General features: G+C 56.7%; 14 protein-coding genes, 2 tRNA genes and 2 rRNA genes. 6 read left to right on the top strand and 12 right to left on the bottom strand.

The features are described 5' to 3' along the window. Positions 1-7: 7 nt before the first annotated feature. The 5 genes from NXF97_RS09845 to NXF97_RS09825 all read right to left on the bottom strand — a co-directional run bounded on the left by NXF97_RS09845 (position 8) and on the right by NXF97_RS09825 (position 5,749). Positions 8-2,890 (bottom strand): 23S ribosomal RNA (locus tag NXF97_RS09845). Positions 2,891-3,155: 265 nt separating this feature from the next. Further along, positions 3,156-3,231: transfer RNA gene (locus NXF97_RS09840), tRNA-Ala, on the bottom strand. A 21-nt stretch (positions 3,232-3,252) separates the two neighbouring features. Further along, positions 3,253-3,329: transfer RNA gene (locus NXF97_RS09835), tRNA-Ile, on the bottom strand. An 87-nt stretch (positions 3,330-3,416) separates the two neighbouring features. Further along, positions 3,417-4,950, bottom strand: a 16S ribosomal RNA gene (locus NXF97_RS09830). Together the 16S and 23S rRNA genes with 2 tRNA genes alongside form the textbook arrangement of a ribosomal RNA operon. A gap of 352 nt (positions 4,951-5,302) precedes the next feature. Next, positions 5,303-5,749: a DUF1178 family protein gene (locus tag NXF97_RS09825; RefSeq protein WP_274955852.1), complete on the bottom strand. Its 447-nt coding sequence runs from the start codon at positions 5,747-5,749 to the stop codon at positions 5,303-5,305. 346 nt (positions 5,750-6,095) lie between these two features. Between NXF97_RS09825 and NXF97_RS09820 the strand changes: the two genes are divergently transcribed. Next, entirely contained in the window at positions 6,096-6,557 is a 462-nt protein-coding gene (locus tag NXF97_RS09820) for an META domain-containing protein (RefSeq protein ID WP_022373691.1), read from the top strand. 55 nt (positions 6,558-6,612) lie between these two features. Here the strand turns inward: NXF97_RS09820 and polA are convergent, their stop codons facing one another. Beyond that, positions 6,613-9,363 carry a DNA polymerase I gene (polA, locus tag NXF97_RS09815; RefSeq protein WP_274955851.1) on the bottom strand — a complete coding sequence of 917 codons (2,751 nt, stop codon included), beginning with the start codon at positions 9,361-9,363 and terminating at the stop codon, positions 6,613-6,615. 230 nt (positions 9,364-9,593) lie between these two features. Here polA and NXF97_RS09810 point away from each other — a divergent pair, with 230 nt between their 5' ends. The 3 genes from NXF97_RS09810 (at position 9,594) to NXF97_RS09800 (ending at position 11,905) form a co-directional block, all read left to right on the top strand. Further along, the gene (locus NXF97_RS09810) at positions 9,594-10,022 is read left to right on the top strand and encodes a hypothetical protein (protein WP_074009013.1); all 429 of its coding nucleotides are present in this window, start codon (positions 9,594-9,596) and stop codon (positions 10,020-10,022) included. 21 nt (positions 10,023-10,043) lie between these two features. Then, complete coding sequence (locus NXF97_RS09805) at positions 10,044-11,021, top strand: homoserine kinase (RefSeq protein WP_274955850.1); 978 nt, start codon at positions 10,044-10,046, stop codon at positions 11,019-11,021. Positions 11,022-11,083: 62 nt separating this feature from the next. Next, a complete protein-coding gene (locus NXF97_RS09800) occupies positions 11,084-11,905 on the top strand; it encodes a BPSS1780 family membrane protein (protein WP_074009015.1) in 822 nt (273 codons plus the stop codon). Here NXF97_RS09800 and rfbB read toward each other — a convergent pair. Genes rfbB through NXF97_RS09785 form a run of 3 tightly spaced genes read right to left on the bottom strand, consistent with a single transcriptional unit; the run spans position 11,875 to position 14,166 of the window. Further along, on the bottom strand, positions 11,875-12,885 hold the full coding sequence (rfbB, locus tag NXF97_RS09795) for a dTDP-glucose 4,6-dehydratase (RefSeq protein ID WP_274955849.1): 1,011 nt from the start codon (positions 12,883-12,885) through the stop codon (positions 11,875-11,877). The genes NXF97_RS09800 and rfbB overlap by 31 nt on opposite strands. A gap of 10 nt (positions 12,886-12,895) precedes the next feature. Then, a complete protein-coding gene (locus NXF97_RS09790) occupies positions 12,896-13,588 on the bottom strand; it encodes a nitroreductase family protein (RefSeq protein WP_274955848.1) in 693 nt (230 codons plus the stop codon). A gap of 11 nt (positions 13,589-13,599) precedes the next feature. Next, positions 13,600-14,166, bottom strand: coding sequence for a nitroreductase family protein (locus NXF97_RS09785; RefSeq protein WP_022373698.1), 567 nt, complete (start codon positions 14,164-14,166; stop codon positions 13,600-13,602). A 149-nt stretch (positions 14,167-14,315) separates the two neighbouring features. On the opposite strand from NXF97_RS09785, the gene rfbC reads away from it, so the two are divergent. Continuing rightward, entirely contained in the window at positions 14,316-14,870 is a 555-nt protein-coding gene (rfbC, locus tag NXF97_RS09780; RefSeq protein ID WP_274955847.1) for a dTDP-4-dehydrorhamnose 3,5-epimerase, read from the top strand. On the opposite strand, the gene proC is transcribed toward rfbC, so the two are convergent. Continuing rightward, positions 14,867-15,673, bottom strand: coding sequence for a pyrroline-5-carboxylate reductase (proC, locus tag NXF97_RS09775; RefSeq protein WP_074009233.1), 807 nt, complete (start codon positions 15,671-15,673; stop codon positions 14,867-14,869). The two genes, rfbC and proC, sit on opposite strands and share 4 nt — an antisense overlap. 139 nt (positions 15,674-15,812) lie before the next feature. Here proC and NXF97_RS09770 point away from each other — a divergent pair, with 139 nt between their 5' ends. Continuing rightward, the gene (locus NXF97_RS09770) at positions 15,813-16,667 is read left to right on the top strand and encodes a sulfurtransferase (RefSeq protein WP_274955846.1); all 855 of its coding nucleotides are present in this window, start codon (positions 15,813-15,815) and stop codon (positions 16,665-16,667) included. A 6-nt stretch (positions 16,668-16,673) separates the two neighbouring features. On the opposite strand, the gene dusA is transcribed toward NXF97_RS09770, so the two are convergent. Continuing rightward, the gene (gene dusA / locus NXF97_RS09765; protein ID WP_274955845.1) at positions 16,674-17,711 is read right to left on the bottom strand and encodes a tRNA dihydrouridine(20/20a) synthase DusA; all 1,038 of its coding nucleotides are present in this window, start codon (positions 17,709-17,711) and stop codon (positions 16,674-16,676) included. 32 nt (positions 17,712-17,743) lie between these two features. Beyond that, positions 17,744-18,148, bottom strand: a complete 405-nt coding sequence (locus NXF97_RS09760; RefSeq protein WP_274955844.1) for a YchJ family protein — start codon at positions 18,146-18,148, stop codon at positions 17,744-17,746. Positions 18,149-18,157 lie beyond the last annotated feature (9 nt).

Raw genomic sequence — 18,157 nt, 5'->3', positions numbered from 1 at the left:
CGGTTATAGGATCAAGTCTCACGAGCAATTAGTATCAGTCAGCTCAACGCCTCACAGCGCTTGCACTCCTGACCTATCAACGTCCTGGTCTCGAACGACTCTTCTGGGAGGTCTAGCCTCCGGGAAGACTTATCTTCAGGCAAGTTTCCCGCTTAGATGCTTTCAGCGGTTATCTCTTCCGCACATAGCTACCCGGCTGTGCCACTGGCGTGACAACCGGTACACCAGAGGTGCGTCCACTCCGGTCCTCTCGTACTAGGAGCAGCCCCCGTCAATCTTCCAGCGCCCGCGGCAGATAGGGACCAAACTGTCTCACGACGTTTTAAACCCAGCTCACGTACCTCTTTAAATGGCGAACAGCCATACCCTTGGGACCGGCTACAGCCCCAGGATGAGATGAGCCGACATCGAGGTGCCAAACACCGCCGTCGATATGAACTCTTGGGCGGTATCAGCCTGTTATCCCCAGAGTACCTTTTATCCGTTGAGCGATGGCCCTTCCATTCAGTGCCACCGGATCACTATGACCTGCTTTCGCATCTGCTCGACTTGTCGGTCTCGCAGTCAAGCACGCTTGCGCCATTGCACTATCAGCACGATTTCCGACCGTACCTAGCGTACCTTTGTACTCCTCCGTTACCCTTTAGGAGGAGACCGCCCCAGTCAAACTGCCTACCATGCACGGTCCCGGAACAGGTTTACTGTCCGCGGTTAGAACCTCAAACAAATCAGGGCGGTATTTCAACGTCGGCTCCCCAAAGACTGGCGTCCTCGGTTCTCTGCCTCCCGCCTATCCTACACAGATCGGTTCAAAGTCCAATGCAAAGCTGCAGTAAAGGTTCATGGGGTCTTTCCGTCTAGCCGCGGGGAGATTGCATCATCACAAACATTTCAACTTCACTGAGTCTCGGGAGGAGACAGTGTGGCCATCATTATGCCATTCGTGCAGGTCGGAACTTACCCGACAAGGAATTTCGCTACCTTAGGACCGTTATAGTTACGGCCGCCGTTTACCGGGACTTCGATCAGGAGCTCTCACCCCATCACTTAATCTTCCGGCACCGGGCAGGCATCACACCCTATACGTCGACTTTCGTCTTTGCAGAGTGCTGTGTTTTTAGTAAACAGTTGCAGCCACCTATTCTCTGTGACCTCTTCATGCTCGGAGTGTTTCACTCTTCACACTACAAAGGCACACCTTATCCCGAAGTTACGGTGTCAATTTGCCGAGTTCCTTCTCCCGAGTTCTCTCAAGCGCCTGAGTATATTCAACTCGCCCACCTGTGTCGGTTTACGGTACGGTCGACATTAAGCTATAGCTTAGAGGCTTTTCCTGGAAGTTCATCCCATCACTTCACTGCAAAATGCAGCTCGATGCTTTGTCTCGGAGATTCGCCGGCGGATTTGCCTGCCGGCCTCCTACACGCACAAACCGGGACATCCAACACCCGGATGATGCTCAAAACTCCGTCCCCCCTTCGCACTTAACGTCGGTGCAGAAATCTTAATCTGCTTCCCATCAGCTACGCTTCTCAGCCTGGCCTTAGGGGCCGACTCACCCTGCTCCGATGAACGTAGAGCAGGAAACCTTGGGCTTACGGCGAGCGGGCTTTTCACCCGCTTTATCGTTACTCATGTCAGCATTCGCACTTCTGATACCTCCGGCATGCGTTACCACACACCTTCGCAGGCTTACAGAACGCTCCCCTACCACTTGTACTTGCGTACAAATCCGCGCTTTCGGTTACAGACTTAGCCCCGTTACATCTTCCGCGCATGAGGACTCGATCAGTGAGCTATTACGCTTTCTTTGAAGGATGGCTGCTTCTAAGCCAACTTCCTGACTGTCTTAGCCTTCACACTTCGTTTTCCACTTAGCCTGTATTTGGGACCTTAAACGGCGGTCTGGGTTGTTTCCCTTTTGAGTCCGGACGTTAGCACCCGGTGCTCTGTCTCCCGTGATTCAACTTCCGGGTATTCGGAGTTTGCCATGGTTTGGTAAGACGCCATGTCCCCCTAGCCATAACAGTGCTCTACCCCCCGGAGTCAGTCACGAGGCACTACCTCAATAGTTTTCGGGGAGAACCAGCTATCTCCAGATTTGTTAAGCCTTTCACCCCTAACCACAGCTCATCCGCCGGTTTTGCAACACCGGTCGGTTCGGTCCTCCAGTGTGTGTTACCACACCTTCAACCTGGCCATGGTTAGCTCATCTGGTTTCGGGTCTACGCCTTACGACTCTATCGCTCTGTTCGAACTCGCTTTCGCTGCGCCTCCCCTACTCGGTTAAGCTTGCCGCAAAACGTAAGTCGCTGACCCATTATGCAAAAGGTACGCAGTCACCCCGTAGGGCTCCTACTGTTTGTATGTATGCGGTTTCAGGTTCTATTTCACTCCCCTCCCGGGGTTCTTTTCGCCTTTCCTTCACAGTACTGGTTCGCTATCGGTCGATCATGAGTATTTAGCCTTGGAGGATGGTCCCCCCATCTTCGGACAGGATGTCACGTGTCCCGCCCTACTTATCGTCTTTTTAGTACCATGCACCGGACTTCGCATACGGGGCTGTCACCCACTGTGGCCGGCCTTTCCAGACCGTTCTGCTGTCACCATGCATTATCAAAAACTAGGCTGCTGCGGTTTCGCTCGCCGCTACTGCCGCAATCTCGGTTGATTTCTTTTCCTGCAGTTACTTAGATGTTTCAGTTCACTGCGTTCGCCTCACAAACCTATGTATTCAGTTTGTGATACCGGTTACCCGGTGAGTTTCCTCATTCGGACATCTGCGGATCAAAGTCTTTTTGCCGACTCCCCGCAGCTTTTCGCAGGCTTACACGTCCTTCATCGCCTATGATCGCCAAGGCATCCACCACATACACTTAGTCACTTGATCCTATAACCCTGCAGCCTTTTGCCCGCAGAGTATTCACGTGACTGATTTCGTAACGTGCTGTTCTCTTGGTTAAATCGTTGAGATTCTCGTTCAATGAAGATTTGAAACTCAGTTCAAATGCAATCACATCCCGTTTCAGCGTCTCATCAACACTGAAATTGAACGCTTTACTTCTTTTTCCAAATTTTTAAAGAGCTCGGTGCATCTTCATACTGAAGACACTCCGTTTAAAAACTCTCATACAAGAGCTTTTGAACTGAATGTCTGGTGGAGACAAACGGGATCGAACCGTTGACCCCCTGCTTGCAAAGCAGGTGCTCTCCCAGCTGAGCTATGCCCCCGCGTGTTTCATGCACTGCGTTTGGTGGGTCTTGATGGACTCGAACCATCGACCCCCGCCTTATCAAGACGATGCTCTAACCAGCTGAGCTAAAGACCCAACCGCATTACAACTTCAACAGACTCAACCGATAAGTGTGGGAACTTCCTTCTTTTACTGCAGTTCCTTTTCAGAAACATTCTCTAGAAAGGAGGTGATCCAGTCGCACCTTCCGGTACGACTACCTTGTTACGACTTCACCCCAGTCATGAAACCCACCGTGGGCGCCGCCTTCCTTGCGGTTGGGCAAACGTCTTCTGGTGAACCCCACTCCCATGGTGTGACGGGCGGTGTGTACAAGACCCGGGAACGTATTCACCGCGGCATGCTGATCCGCGATTACTAGCGATTCCGACTTCATGCAGTCGAGTTGCAGACTGCAATCCGGACTACGATCGGTTTTCTGGGATTGGCTTCACCTCGCGGCTTCGCTGCCCTCTGTTCCGACCATTGTATGACGTGTGAGGCCCCAGCCATAAGGGCCATGAGGACTTGACGTCATCCCCACCTTCCTCCGGTTTGTCACCGGCAGTCTCATCAGAGTGCCCTTTCGTAGCAACTGATGACAAGGGTTGCGCTCGTTGCGGGACTTAACCCAACATCTCACGACACGAGCTGACGACAGCCATGCAGCACCTGTGCTCAGGTTCCCTTGCGGGCACTGCCTCATCTCCGAGGCATTCCTGACATGTCAAGGCTGGGTAAGGTTTTTCGCGTTGCATCGAATTAATCCACATCATCCACCGCTTGTGCGGGTCCCCGTCAATTCCTTTGAGTTTTAATCTTGCGACCGTACTCCCCAGGCGGTCTGCTTCACGCGTTGGCTTCGTTACTGAGAATTAAATTCCCAACAACCAGCAGACATCGTTTAGGGCGTGGACTACCAGGGTATCTAATCCTGTTTGCTCCCCACGCTTTCGTGCATGAGCGTCAGTTGCGTCCCAGGGGGCTGCCTTCGCCATCGGTGTTCTTCCACATATCTACGCATTTCACTGCTACACGTGGAATTCCACCCCCCTCTGACGTACTCCAGTCGGACAGTCACAAATGCAGTTCCCAGGTTAAGCCCGGGGATTTCACATCTGTCTTACCCAACCGCCTGCGCACGCTTTACGCCCAGTAATTCCGATTAACGCTCGCACCCTACGTATTACCGCGGCTGCTGGCACGTAGTTAGCCGGTGCTTATTCTTCAGGTACCGTCAGCACTCCGGCATATTACTCCGGAGCTTTTCGTCCCTGACAAAAGCGGTTTACAACCCGAAGGCCTTCTTCCCGCACGCGGCATGGCTGGATCAGGGTTGCCCCCATTGTCCAAAATTCCCCACTGCTGCCTCCCGTAGGAGTCTGGACCGTGTCTCAGTTCCAGTGTGGCTGGTCGTCCTCTCAGACCAGCTATTGATCGTCGCCTTGGTGAGCCTTTACCTCCCCAACTAGCTAATCAATCATCGGCCGCTCCGTCTGCGCCGGGCCTTGCGGTCCCCGGCTTTCACCCTCAGGTCTTATGCGGTATTAGCCATCCTTTCGGACGGTTGTCCCCCACAAACGGACACGTTCCGATGTATTACTCACCCGTTCGCCACTCGCCATCAGAGAGCAAGCTCTCCATGCTGCCGTTCGACTTGCATGTGTAAGGCATGCCGCCAGCGTTCAATCTGAGCCAGGATCAAACTCTTCACTTGAATCCTGCTTTTTGGTCGTACTCAAATCACTCGCAGAAACTGACTGAGATAAATCTCAATCATTTCTTTGGCTTAAAGTCTGAGTACTTCCGATTTTTTTGCGTTTCCATGAAGAAACTGCATTTTTCAGAAGCACCCACACTTATCGGTTCGTCTGTTTCAGATTTTTAAAGAGCGTTTGTTGCCGTTTCGTCGGCGACAAGGTTGCGTATACTACACAACCGTTTTTCGTTTTGCAAGTCCCTCGGAAAATTTTTTTGTTTTCTTTCGGCTTTGCGCCTTCGTCTTAACGGCGAAGGGTGCGCATTATGAGCGCGCGTAAAAACGCTGTCAATAACTTACGGGAAAACACCTAATTCAAAGTCTTCCCGGCAGACTCCGGCAGCGGCACCACGCCGATCCCTTCTTCGACGAGCTCCCGGGCTTCCTTTCTTGTGCACATGCCTTTGATGAGGCGCTGCGGCATGGCGCCGCGGTACATGGCCCGGGCCTGACGCGGAAAATCCTCCCCCACGTCAACCGCAGACTCCGCGGCTTTCCGGACGCCTGCAAAAAAGCGTTCGGCAGCCTCGCGTACGACACTCTCTTGAGCAGAAACTGTTCTGTCGGCGTCTTCTGAAGCAGAAACGTCAGCTCCGATGTGCGCGGCCGTGGGCATGCGCTTAACATCGCTTGTTTCGCAGTACGGACAGACAACAAGGCCGCGCGCGAGCTGCCCGTTGCAGTCTTCAAGGCTCGAAAACCACGCTTCAAAACGGTGGCCGTGTGTGCAGCTCATGTCAAAAATCTTGATGCTCATCGCTTGTCTTTCCCGTATACCTCACGCATTGTAGTCGGGCCGATACCTCATTTTTCAGCTGGAAAAAAGCGTCAGCGAAATGTATCCGCAGCCGCCCGTCTATTGCCAACTGCAACAGGAACCCCCCGCGGTTAACAAACTGTTGCGTTCACTGACAGTCGGTTTCAGCAGGCGGGCTCTCCGTCCTATAAAGTGCGTCTCCGAGGAAAGGACAAATCCTCGAGTGATTCTCCTTTGGTTACTTTTTTCCGGCAGAAGTTCTTCGAGCTTCTGCCGTTTTTTTTCGCGTCGGGCCCGCTGCGCGATACACTCACGGGCAAGAACTTTTTTGAGAAGGAACCGCCAAGTGTCCAATTTTCCGCGTCTTATTCTCGGACTTTCCGCCGCAGGCCTGATTCTTGCGGGCTGCAGCTCGTTTCCTGCCATGACTGACAAAGACAATACGGCCGCAGCTGCCAGCGAGGCTCTTCAGCTCACCGACACGAGCTGGATGATGAAACTGCCGAAAAACTCCCAGTGCGATGTGCCGCCGATGATTGAGTTCGGCGAAAAACAAGCCTCCGGCGACATGGGCTGTAACCGCTTTACTGCCTCTTACAGCGTTGACGGCACCAAAATTCAGTTTGACCAGGTCGCAGCCACCCTGCGCATGTGCGGCCCGGAATACATGAAGCTTGAAGACCAGATGCAAAATCTTCTCAATGCCGCGCGTTCGGCCAAGCAGACAAAAACCGCCCTCACCTTCTTTGATGAAGACGGCAAAGAAATCCTGACGCTTGTACCTGAAGAAGCCGGCGCCTGCGAATAAAGAGCGCTTTTAAGTCAAACGCCGACGGTTGGCCCGCCGGCGTTTTTCTTTGGGATTAATGCGCCGCTTCCCAGTTGTCGGCCACCCCGACCTGCGCGATCAAAGGCACCGAAAGCGAAGCCACAGAAGCCATCAGCCGCGGAAGCGCTTCAGACACGGCCGCCACTTCTTTTTCCGGCACCTCAAGCACAAGTTCATCGTGCACCTGCAGAACCATGCGGCTTTCCAGCTTATTTTCGGTAAGCCACCGGCTCACCGCAGTCATCGCCATCTTGATGAGGTCGGCTGCCGTTCCCTGCATCGGGGCGTTAATGGCCGCGCGCTCTGCCGCGGCACGCATCTGCGCGCGGGCACTGCGGATATCGGGCAGCCACAGCCTTCTGCCGAAAGCGGTCTCAACAAACCCGTCGCGGTGAGCGGCCAGGCGCGTCTCTTCCATGTACTTGGCGACTTTGGGATAGCGGGCAAAGTACTGCTCGATGTAGTTGGCGGCCACAGACCGCGCCACGCCGAGGTTTTGCGCAAGCCCGAAGGCGCTCATACCGTAAATGAGACCGAAATTGATGACTTTAGCCATGCGGCGCTCGTCCGCGGTCACATTTTCGGGCGCCACGCCGAAGACTTCCGCCGCGGTCGCCCGGTGAATGTCTTCCCCGTTACGGAAGGCTTTAAGAAGCCCTTCGTCACCGGAAATATGCGCCATGATTCTCAATTCAATCTGCGAGTAGTCGGCCGAAATAATCCGGGAGCCCGCGGGCGCCACAAAGGCCTCACGGATTTTGCGGCCCTCAGGGGACCTCACCGGAATATTCTGCAGATTGGGGTCCGAACTTGCGAGGCGCCCGGTGACGGCCGTTGCCTGACCGAATGTCGTGTGAATCCGGCCGTCGGCGGGATCTGCCATCAGCGGGAGCTTATCCGTGTAGGTGCCCTTGAGTTTCGTGAGACGCCGGTAGTCCAGAATGAGTTTGGGCAGCGGATAATCAAGCGCCAGTTCAGTGAGAACTTCTTCGTCCGTCGAAGGCGTTCCCGAGGCCGTCTTTTTCTTCACCGGAAGCCCGAGCTTATTAAAGAGGACGTCGGCAAGCTGCTTGGGACTTGCGGGATTAAAGGGGGCGCCCGCCAATTCCTGAATCTTGGCTTCAATCCCCTCGATTTCTTCGCCCATCGCAGAAGACAATGCCTTGAGTTTTGCGATGTCAACGTCTACGCCCGTGCGCTCCATTTCCCCCAAGACCGCACAGACCGGCAGTTCAATGGTTTCATAAATGCGCGTGAGGCCGGCGTCCGCGGCCATCCGGGACTTCATGACGGCAGCAGCCGTTCTCAGACACGCCGCTGCCGTCGTGAGAAACGCCCCGACAGCGGCTGCGGACATTTGAGACACCTTCTTTTTCTGCGCGCCTTTACCCAGGAAATCCTCTTCCGAGGGAAGCGCCACGGCACAGTAGCGGGCCGCAAGTTTCTGCAAATCGTGCTTTAAATGCGCTTCAAGGACGTAACTCATGAGCATCGCATCACCCGAAGCAGCACATTCGGTAATGCCGAAGTTTCTTAACACGTGGCGCGCGTACTTGAGGTCATGCATGACTTTCGGCGCGTCCGACGCAAACCAGGGCGCAAGGCGCTTTATGTCGTGAGCGGCGAGGTTTTTGCCTTCTTCGTGCGTCACCGGCAGGTAATAGCGCTCCAGAGGCGTTACCGCGAGACCGATCCCAACCGTCACATCATGCAGGGGATTCATACGGTCGGTTAAAAGCGTCACCGCAACCGGCGGCTCCTGAGGCTCAATACGGGTAAGACGCGCGATGAGTGCATTGAGTTTTTCCGCGTCATCCACGGTTTCAAAACTTCCCGCCTGCGCGGGATCCACCGCCACCGCGTCCGCCGTGTCAGCGGGCGCCGCAAAGAGATCCGTCTGAACCGGAGCAACCGTTGCCGCAGCCGCTGCCTTTGATTTGGGTTTGCCGGTTTTTGCCGCTCCCGCGCGCATCTCCCAGCGCGTGAAAAAGGCGGTGAGTTTTTCTTCGTCCACCGCACCTGCCACGAGCTCTTCGGGCTTAGACGGCAGTTCCACGGCACAGTTAATCGTCACAAGCTTTCGGGCCGTTTCCAGAAACGGCAGCCCCGCGCGGAGGTTTTCGCCGATCTTGCCCTTCACTTCCCCGGCGTGCGCAACGAGGTTGTCAAGGCTCCCCCACTCGTTAATCCATTTGGCGGCGGTCACCGGTCCGCACTTATTGATCCCGGGGACGTTGTCGACTTTGTCACCCATGAGCGCCAGGTAGTCGATGATCCGGTCCGGAGCCACACCGTACTTGGCCTTGACGCCCTCAGCGTCCAAAACCTGGCGCGTCATGGTGTTCACAAGCCGGATACGTCCGTCCACAAGCTGCGCGAGATCCTTGTCGCCGGTCGCAATAAACACGTCCCAGCCGAGAACGTCCGCGCGTTTGGCGTAAGTTGCGAGCACATCGTCGGCTTCAACGCCTGCGATCTGAATCAGGGGCCAGCCGGACAACCGGACCATTTCCATGATGGGCTCAATCTGCACCCGCAGGTCATCGGGCATCGGCGGGCGGTTGGCTTTGTAATCGGCAAAAATCGCGTGGCGGAAGTTTTTCCCGGGCGCGTCAAAAATGCAGGCTTTGTAGTCAGGCTGAACAAGAGAAGCCACATTCTTGAGCATCCCGTTAAAGCCCTTGATGGCGCCCGTGGGCTCCCCGTTACTCGTCATCAGAGGGGGCAGCGCATGGTAGGCGCGGAACAGATAGTTGGATCCGTCGACAAGCAGAAGTCTGGGCATGGTTCACTAGAAAAATAGGTTTGTCCGCGCGATTTTAAAGCGCGCCCGCCTCTGTCCGAAAACGCAATTCGCGCGCTTTCGGGAAAAATGCGTGTTCTATTGAGCCCGTGCATGATGCGGCAGGGCCCGCGAGTGCATAATAGATCTAACGAAATGACCGGCCGCGGCGTTAAGCCCGAAGCGGCCCCTTAAAGCAATACCGGCGGCACAGGTCCGCCAAAGGAAGTGCCATGCGCCTCACACTTTTCACTGCACTGATGCTTGCGGCAGTCCCCGCTCTTGCCGCGCCCCTTGATGCGCCGCCCGCCTTTACCGGTAAAGCCGTTGAAGCGCAGCCGGTAACGGAGCCCGCAGCCAAAGCCCCTGCGGCCGACGGCTATAACGATCTTGCCCCCACCGAGGAAGACATGCGCCGCGCGCGGGCCGAGCGGCGTCACCAGTATTCGAGCCAGCCCGAACCCTATATTTCGCCCCGGGGCACCAAGATTGAGGAGCTCCATGACCAAAACAACCGTCTCACGGAGGTCCGTGTGACCCCGGGCACCACGGAAATTCCCTACACGATGAAAAACCGCAGCGACCGTCCAATTGACAACCGTCCGGGCGCTGATCCCCGCAGCACGCTTGATACGCCGAAATTCATTCAGTTCGGCTGGTAGCAACCAACCTGATTTTGTCCTATGGCTGTTTTTACAACAATTACCGAAACCGATGCACAGGAAATCCTGCGGCACTTCAGCATCGGCCCTCTGACCAGTCTGAAGCCCATCACAAGCGGCATTGAAAACACCAACTATTTTCTCGATACGCCGCAGGGACACTGGGTACTGACCGTCTTTGAAAAGCTCACCCCCGATGAGCTCCCCTTTTATCTGGAGTTCTGCGAGCACTTAGCGGGAAAAGGCTGCCGCGTGGCCTGTCCGGTGCGAACCTCTGACGGCAATCTTTTTGACTTCGTTCACGGCAAGCCCTACAGCATCGCCAACCGGCTTGAGGGTACGGACGTGCGCACGATGGGCGTGGCGGAGTGCCGTTCGATGGGACGGCTTCTTGCGCAGATGCATATCGCGGCCCGGGACTTTCACCGCTTCCAGGAAAACCTGCGGGGTCTGAGCTGGTGGCAGGAGACGGTTCCCAAGCTCAGGGACGTGGTAAGCGATGAGATCTACACGATGCTTACCAAAGAGCTCGCGTTTCTGGAAACGCAGGTGACGCTTCCCGCCTACCGCAGGCTTCCTGTGACCGCCTGCCACTGCGACCTCTTCCGTAACAATGCGTTAATCATGAACGCGGGAACGGATGCGGCTGAAGTTTCCGGCGTCTTTGACTTTTACTTTGCGGGCTGCATGCCCTGGCTCTACGACCTTGCAGTGACCGTGAACGACTGGTGCGTGGATGAGGCGACCGGACACTTCAATCCCGTGACGCTTAAAGCCTTTATGGACGCGTATAACGCCGTGCGGCCCCTCACGGCCGACGAAAAGGCAATGTGGCGCACGTGCTTAAGAGGTGCCGCAATCCGCTTCTGGATCAGCCGCCTCTACGACTTTTATAAGCCGAGAAAAGCGAGCCTCTTAAAGCCCCACGATCCGACGCACTTTCAGAGAGTGTTACACAATCGGCAGACGTGTGAGCTCTATTGGCCCGCGTCAAACTGATAAGCTACGATCAAAGAGCCGGAGACACTCTCTCCGGCCGTTTTTTTCTGTCCACTTTTTCAATGAACGACACCAATCACTCCAGACATCTCGGGCCCGCGGCGGGCTGGCTTTGGTTTCAGGCGGGGCTCGCGGCCGTGCGGCGCGAACCCCTGTCACTCGCGGTCGTCGCGATTTTTTACATGTCGACGATGGCCATTCTCTCGATCCTGCCTGTGGTGGGGTCGCTTGCGGCATCGCTTTTTATGCCCTTCGGGACCGTCTTTCTCGGGCGTGCGGTCAAGGTGACCATGCAGGGAAAGCAACCCGGGTTTGCGCTTTTGGCGGAAATCTTTCGTGATGCCCGCCACCGCCGGGCACTTTTTAACGTGGGCCTGGTGTTTGCCGTGGCGCTGTCGCTCACAAACCTCGTTTTTGACTGGCTTGCCGCCGATGCCGTTGCGCAGTGGGGGTCGCTTGAAAACGGGCGGCTTGACTGGTCAACGGTCTCGCAGCACATCCCCTACGACGCCATGATTGCCGCGGCCGTCATCTACATTCCGGCACTGATGGCGACGTGGTTTGCGCCGCTTCTTGTCTCTGAAAAATCGATGAGCGCCGGAAAAGCCCTCTTTTATTCCTTTTTCGGGTGCCTCAGAAACATCCTTGCCGTGATTGTTCTCGGGGTCGTTCTTTCGGTCGCAATCGGCGTTGCCGCAGCGCTTCTCGTCTTTCTTATTTCCTTTCTGGAACTCACGGGCTCAGAAATGTTTCTCATCACGCCCTTTGCCTTTATCGCGTCCACGATCACGTACGCGTGCTACTGGCCGATGTATCAGACGCTTTTTGAAGCCGTAGGTAACCGTGACCTCAGTCAGACGGCCGCAAACCAGCCCGATCTCTGAGCGTACCAGGTGACGGTGGCCTTAAAGGCCTCAGCAAAATCCGCCGACGCTCTCCAGCCGAGCTCCCGGCGGATTTTTTCTGCCGTAAGTGCATAGCGCCTGTCGTGCCCCGGGCGGTCCGTGACAAACCTGATCTGACCGGCGTAAGAGCCGGAAGCCTTCGGGCGCAGCGCGTCAAGCGTTCGGCAGATAAGACGAACGAGCGTAAGGTTGTCGACCTCGTGACAGGCGCCCACGTTATAAACCTCACCCACGCGGCCGCGCGAGAGCACTGCGTCAATGGCGGCTGCATGATCTTCAACGTAAATCCAGTCTCGGATGTTGCTGCCGTCGCCGTAGACCGGAAGGGGTTTTCCTGCAAGTGCCCGCCCGATCATCAGAGGAATCAGTTTTTCCGGATACTGATACGGCCCGTAATTATTGGATGAGCAGGTTGTGAGAACAGGCAGCCCGTAGGTTTCAAACCAAGCCCGCACAGCATGCCCGGCTGCGGCCTTGGAGGCGGAGTACGGCGAATTGGGTCGCCAGGGCGTCGCCTCGGTAAAAGGCGCTTCGCCCGGATTCAGTGACCCGTAAACCTCATCGGTACTCACGTAGAGAAACCGAAAGGCCGCCCGCTTTTCTTCAGAGAGTTTTTCCCAGTAATTCTGAGCGGCGGTTAAAAGCGTGACGGTCCCTTGGACATTGACGTCAAAAAAGAATGCCGGGCCCGTGATCGACCGGTCCACATGACTTTCGGCGGCCATGTGAATGACCGCGTCGGGCTGAAAGCGCGCAAAGAGGTCACAGAGCAGCGCGGCATCGCGGATGTCACCCTTTACAAAGTGATAATCGTCACGCGCCTCAAGACTTTTAAGCGCCGCGGGGCGCGCGGCGTAGGTAAGGGCATCGAGGTTCACGAGGGGGCCGCCCGAGAGCCTGAAGTGCCTCAGGATATAGTTCACCCCCACAAAGCCCGCACCGCCCGTAACGAGAATCACCGCACTCTCCTTAAAGCGCCAGATCCAGAAGCGACTTCGGTTTATACCCGATCGTCTGGATGCAGACCGGGGTCTGGTGTTTGGCAAGGCCCAGGGTCTCAGAAACCTTATCCGGGTCAAAGGTCATGCGCACAAGGCAATTCAAGGTGAGCGCCGCACAGGCCATATAGACGGCCTGCACCTTCACACCGACGTCGAGAATCCGCGCGCGTTCAAGCGCCACATCGGCTTTTTCCGAAAGTTCCGGCTTATCGACGTAACGGATGACGTTTTTGGCCATTTCCGTCACAAAATTTGTGGCGCGGTCGTTTGAAGCTACATAGACAATATGCACCGGCGCGTTTTTCACAAGGGGCTGCCACAGGCACAGGTCCTTACGGCGGTCGTGGTCCTTCACAAAAACGAGGGCCGAATTCTTTGCGTCCCAGAGCCATACGCCGTTTGCCTTTACGACGTAAAGGTCAATTTCCTGCCAGTTCATCGCTGAGGGCGTCGTGCGGCGCCCGTCTTTGCGGTTGATGCCGTCAGCGGCCCAAAGAACTGCGGCGAGGTCCTCGTCGCTTACCGTCTCATCGGAAAAATCGCGGCTTGTGCGGCGCTTTTCAAAGACTTCGGTTAAAGGCATCGTCATCACGCGGGGCGCGGCCAGACGGCGCATCGGCGGCTGCGGCGCCGCGGGCTTTTTGCGCTTTAAGGAGACCATACGGATTTCCTTTACGCGGCAAAGCCGAGCGTGACGCAAAGAAGGGGCGTTGCGTCCTCGCCCAAGGCCCGCGTCAGTTTCTCTGCGTCAAAGGAGCCGCGCACAACGCTTCCCAATCCCACCGCCACACAGGCAAGCTGCGCGGCCATTCCGCAAAAGCCCGCATCGTACTTCACGTAGTCTTCAATACCCGCCGCCTTTTTGTTGTCCGCGGCAATCACGAGCGTCACGGGCGCGGTTTTCACAAAGTCCTGATCGGTGGTGGAATCCGCACGGGCGTCGCCCGCGTGCGTGCAGACAAGTGCGTTTTTCACGGGGTCATAGCGCCAGACGCCTTCACTGTCCAAAACGTACGCCGTCATTTCCCGCCTGTCCATCGTTGTGGGAACCGTAAGCTTTCCTTCAGCTGACGACGTCCCGCACGTGCACCAGAGCACGTGCGCGAGAATCGAAGCGTCCACTTTCTGATCGGAAAATTCCCGCACGGAACGGCGCTGGCCGACCGCGGCAATCAGTTTCATGTCCGCTGCAATCGGTGCCGGAAGTTCCCGCACGTCCCCTCTTTTGAGTGTCTGCATTTGTCGTGTCCTTCGCTGCGGCACCGGCAAAAGCACGGTGCCCTGTAAATGTTGCGGCAATTTTAGCGGTCTGCCGTGCCTTGCTCCTTGTCTTAAGATTATGCGGCGTACCGCGTTTACCCATATGCGTTTTTCGGATTTTCTCTGCCATGCCGCCCGTCGTTGCCGCCACGCTGTTTCCCGATGTTTTTGTCCTTGAGCCTGCGCGCTTTAAAGACAACCGCGGCGAATTTCTAGAAGTCTTTAACGCAGAAGACTTTGAAGCGGTGTTGGGGCTCACGCCCGCATTTGTGCAGGATAACGTCAGCGTAAGCCGCAAAAACACCGTGCGGGGCCTACATTGGCAGGCTGCCCCTCACGGACAGGGAAAACTTGTGACCTGCGCGACCGGCACCGTCTTTGACGTAATTGTCGATATCCGCCCCGAGTCGCCTGCGTTTCTTACGGCACGCACCGTGGTGCTCTCGGGCGAAAACCGCCGGGTACTCTGGATTCCCGCGGGCTACGCCCACGGCTTTGCAGCGCTTGAAGACAACACAACGGTTTTCTACAAAGTGACGCACAAACGGGTCCCGGCGGCCGAGCGCACGGCGCTTTGGTGCGATCCGGCGCTCGGTATCCAATGGCCGGTTGCGGCAGCCGATTCGGTCATGTCTGAAAAAGACCGCCGGGCCGCACCGCTTAGAACCGTTCTCGGGCTTTAAGAGAACATTTCGCTCATTTCTTTGGAGCGCGCCGCACAGGCCTTGACGGCCGCCTCCACCGTGCCGCGAAAATCGTGCGCTTCAAAGGCTTCGATGGCCTTGGCGGTGGTGCCGCCCTTACTTGTGACGTTCGCCCTTAACTGCGCAAAGTCTTCGCCGGACTTGCGCGCAAGTGCCGCGGCACCCTCCACGGTGGATAACGCCATTTCGTGCGCATCAGCCGGTGTCGCTCCGCCCTTCACGAGCGCATCCGCCAGGGCTTCCATAAAAAGAAAAACGTAGGCGGGGCCGGAACCCGGGCCCGAAGTCACAAGGTGCAGGCCGTCTTCGTGAGTAAGGTCCTTTACCTCACCCACGCTCTCCAAAACGGCATGCGCGGCTTTTCTTGCGTCTTCATCAACGTCAGAAGGCACATAAAGGCCGGAAAAGCCCTTTAACACCATGGCAGGCGTGTTGGGAATGGCACGCACGATGCGTTTGTGGTTAAGCCACGCTCTGAGAACCTCGAGCTTAACGCCCGCGGCAACGGAAAGCACAAGCGCCTTTTCGCTCACAAAGGGTTTGAGCGTTTCACAGCAATCCTTGAGCTTCTGAGGCTTCACGGCAAGCACCACAACGTCCGCCTTTTTAAGCCACTCTCCCGCCCCCTCAAACCCCACGGCACCGTAAAGCGCATGGAGTTTTTCGCGCTTTTCCGGATGCGGGTCACTTACCCAGATCGTTTCACCGTTGACGCCCTTGGCATGCATGCCGGCAATCATGGCGCCCGCCATGTTTCCGCCGCCGATAAACGCAGTATTCACTTCGTGCTCTCCCGAAAGGTTGTTGTATGGCTGGTCATTGTAGGACGCCCGCCGGGAAAAACTGCGTACACTTAACGCATCATCAGCGCCCGCAGACACTTCCCGTGCGCACCGTCTCCTTTTTTGAGGAAATGACATCATGTCCGAATCACCGCTTATTTCGGTTAAAGAGCTCGAGGCCGAACTCTCTGACGACAATCTTCTCATTCTTGACGTGCGCGCAAGCCTCACGGACCCGGCTGAGGGCCGCAGACTCTATGAGGCGGGCCACATTCCCGGCGCGCGCTTTACCGACTTGGAAAACGATGTCTCTGGCTGCCGCTCGGGCACCAACGGCCGGCATCCGCTGCCGGATTCCGGGCGCTTCTGCGTCAATATGCGGCGTCTCGGCTTAAATCCCGCAAGCCGCGTGGTGGTCTATGACCAGGGGGATTGCAACTTCGCGGCGCGCCTGTGGTTCACCCTGCGGTGGGTGGGCTTTAAGCACGTGCGGGTTTTGGACGGCGGCTGGGCCACCTGGGAAAAGGCAGGGATGGCGGTGCAGACCGAAGAGCCCGCGTGGGAACAAGGCACCTACCGCGCCACCGCGCCCTTAGAGCGCGTCTTTGACGATGATTTTGTCGAAAAGAACCTCGCCGAGCACGGGCCCTATGTGCTCGTTGACGCCCGCTCGCACGAGCGCTTTATCGGGCAAAACGAAACGATGGATCCCGTCGCAGGCCACATTCCCGGGGCGTTGAACCGCCCGTCAGCGGAAAACATCGGCGAAAACGGGCTTTTTAAGGCGCCCGAGATACTCAAAAAAGAATTTGAAGCCGTGCTTGCGGGCCGCGCAACTGAGAACGTCATCAACTACTGCGGTTCCGGCGTCACCGCCTGCTGCAATCACCTGGCGATGCGCGTGGCGGGCTTAAAGGACGCGGGCGTTTATGTCGGAAGCTGGTCTGAGTGGGTCGCAGACGAAAACCGTCCGGTTGCAACGGGCGACAACTGACCGGCCTTAAAACTCATCATCATCAAAACGGGTGTTTGTGAGATCAGGCTCCCGCCACCCGGCCCGCGCATAAGCCTCATGAAGCACCTCGGTGCCGAAGGCCTTGTAAGCCGCGGGGTCTGATAACGTCCGCCGGTAAGCTTTGGCACCGGCAAGCCCGTTTAAAAGCCCGAGCATATGCCGCGTCGTTCCGCGTAACGCAAGGGGATCCGCGGGCACCTTTTCCTTGAGATAGGCCGTCATCCGGTCGATGATTTCGGAGCGCGTCACGGCCCGCACCGTTTCGTCTCCGAAAAGCCGGGCGTCGACGTCCGTTAAAATCCACGGATTCTGATAGGCCTCACGCCCCACCATCACGCCGTCACAGCCTTCGGCAATGATTTCTTCGGCGGTTTCAAGGGTTTTCACGGCACCGTTTACGCAGATCACGGCCTCAGGATAATCTTTTTTGAGCGCATAGGCGTAGTCGCGCTTTAAGGGCGGCACCTCACGGTTTTCCTTGGGGGAAAGGCCCTTGAGCCACGCCGCGCGCGTATGCACGATAAAGACGCGGCAACCCGCGTCAAAAAGCGTGCCCACAAAGTCACGCACAAAACCGTACGAATCCTCTTTATCGACGCCGATGCGGTGCTTGACGGTGACGTCGATATCGACGGCGTCACGCATCGCCTTAAAGCAGTCAGCGACGAGCTTGGGTTCGAGCATGAGGCACGCGCCGAAACTGCCCCGCTGCACGCGCTCAGAGGGACAGCCGCAGTTAAGGTTCACTTCGTCGTAGCCGCGTTCGGCAACCCACTTTGCGGCCTGCGCGAGTTCCGCGGGGTCACTGCCCCCCAACTGACAGGCAACGGGGTGTTCAACCTCTGAAAACCGCAGCAGCCGGTCACGGTTACCGTGCACGAGCGCGGGTGAGGTAATCATCTCCGTGTAAAGCCTTGCGTGACGCGAGAGCGACCGGTGAAACACGCGGCAGTGCGTGTCCGTCCAGTCAAGCATCGGGGCAACACAAAAGCGCCAGCGGCGGGAAAAATCGGCGTCAGGCATAAGCTTTACGAAGAAAAAGGAAAGACTAACGGTCAGGACTTGTCGGGAAACGTCCCGTCAACATAAATCCACACGCCGTCCCGCTTTTCAAAGCGGGAAATCTCGTGCATGCGGAAAGCCCCTTCACGGGTGCGGCCGCGGGCCACAAATTCCACGGTTCCTTCCGTGGGCGTCTGAAGCGCCGCGTTTTTGACGGTCAGCCCGAGCCACTTCACTTTATCAGCCCCCTCCATGGGGTCTGCAGGGTATGTCTCAGGCGCCCAGGTAGCGCGGATCCAATTTTCACGCCCGAGAACATAGGCACTGTAGCGTGAGCGCATGAGTTCTTCGGGCGTCTCAGGGGTTTGGCCCCCGTCAAGAAAACGCCCGCAGCAGGCGGCAAAGTCCTTGCTGCTGCCGCAGGGGCACAGTGTGTCGGGCGTTGTCTTTTTAGTCATGACGGCAAA

The sequence above is a fragment of the Duodenibacillus massiliensis genome, assembly GCF_928721995.1.
Taxonomy (GTDB): Bacteria; Pseudomonadota; Gammaproteobacteria; order Burkholderiales; family Burkholderiaceae_F; genus Duodenibacillus; species Duodenibacillus massiliensis.
Note: the sequence above shows the minus strand (reverse complement) of the source record. Positions and strands in the feature narration are given on the sequence as shown.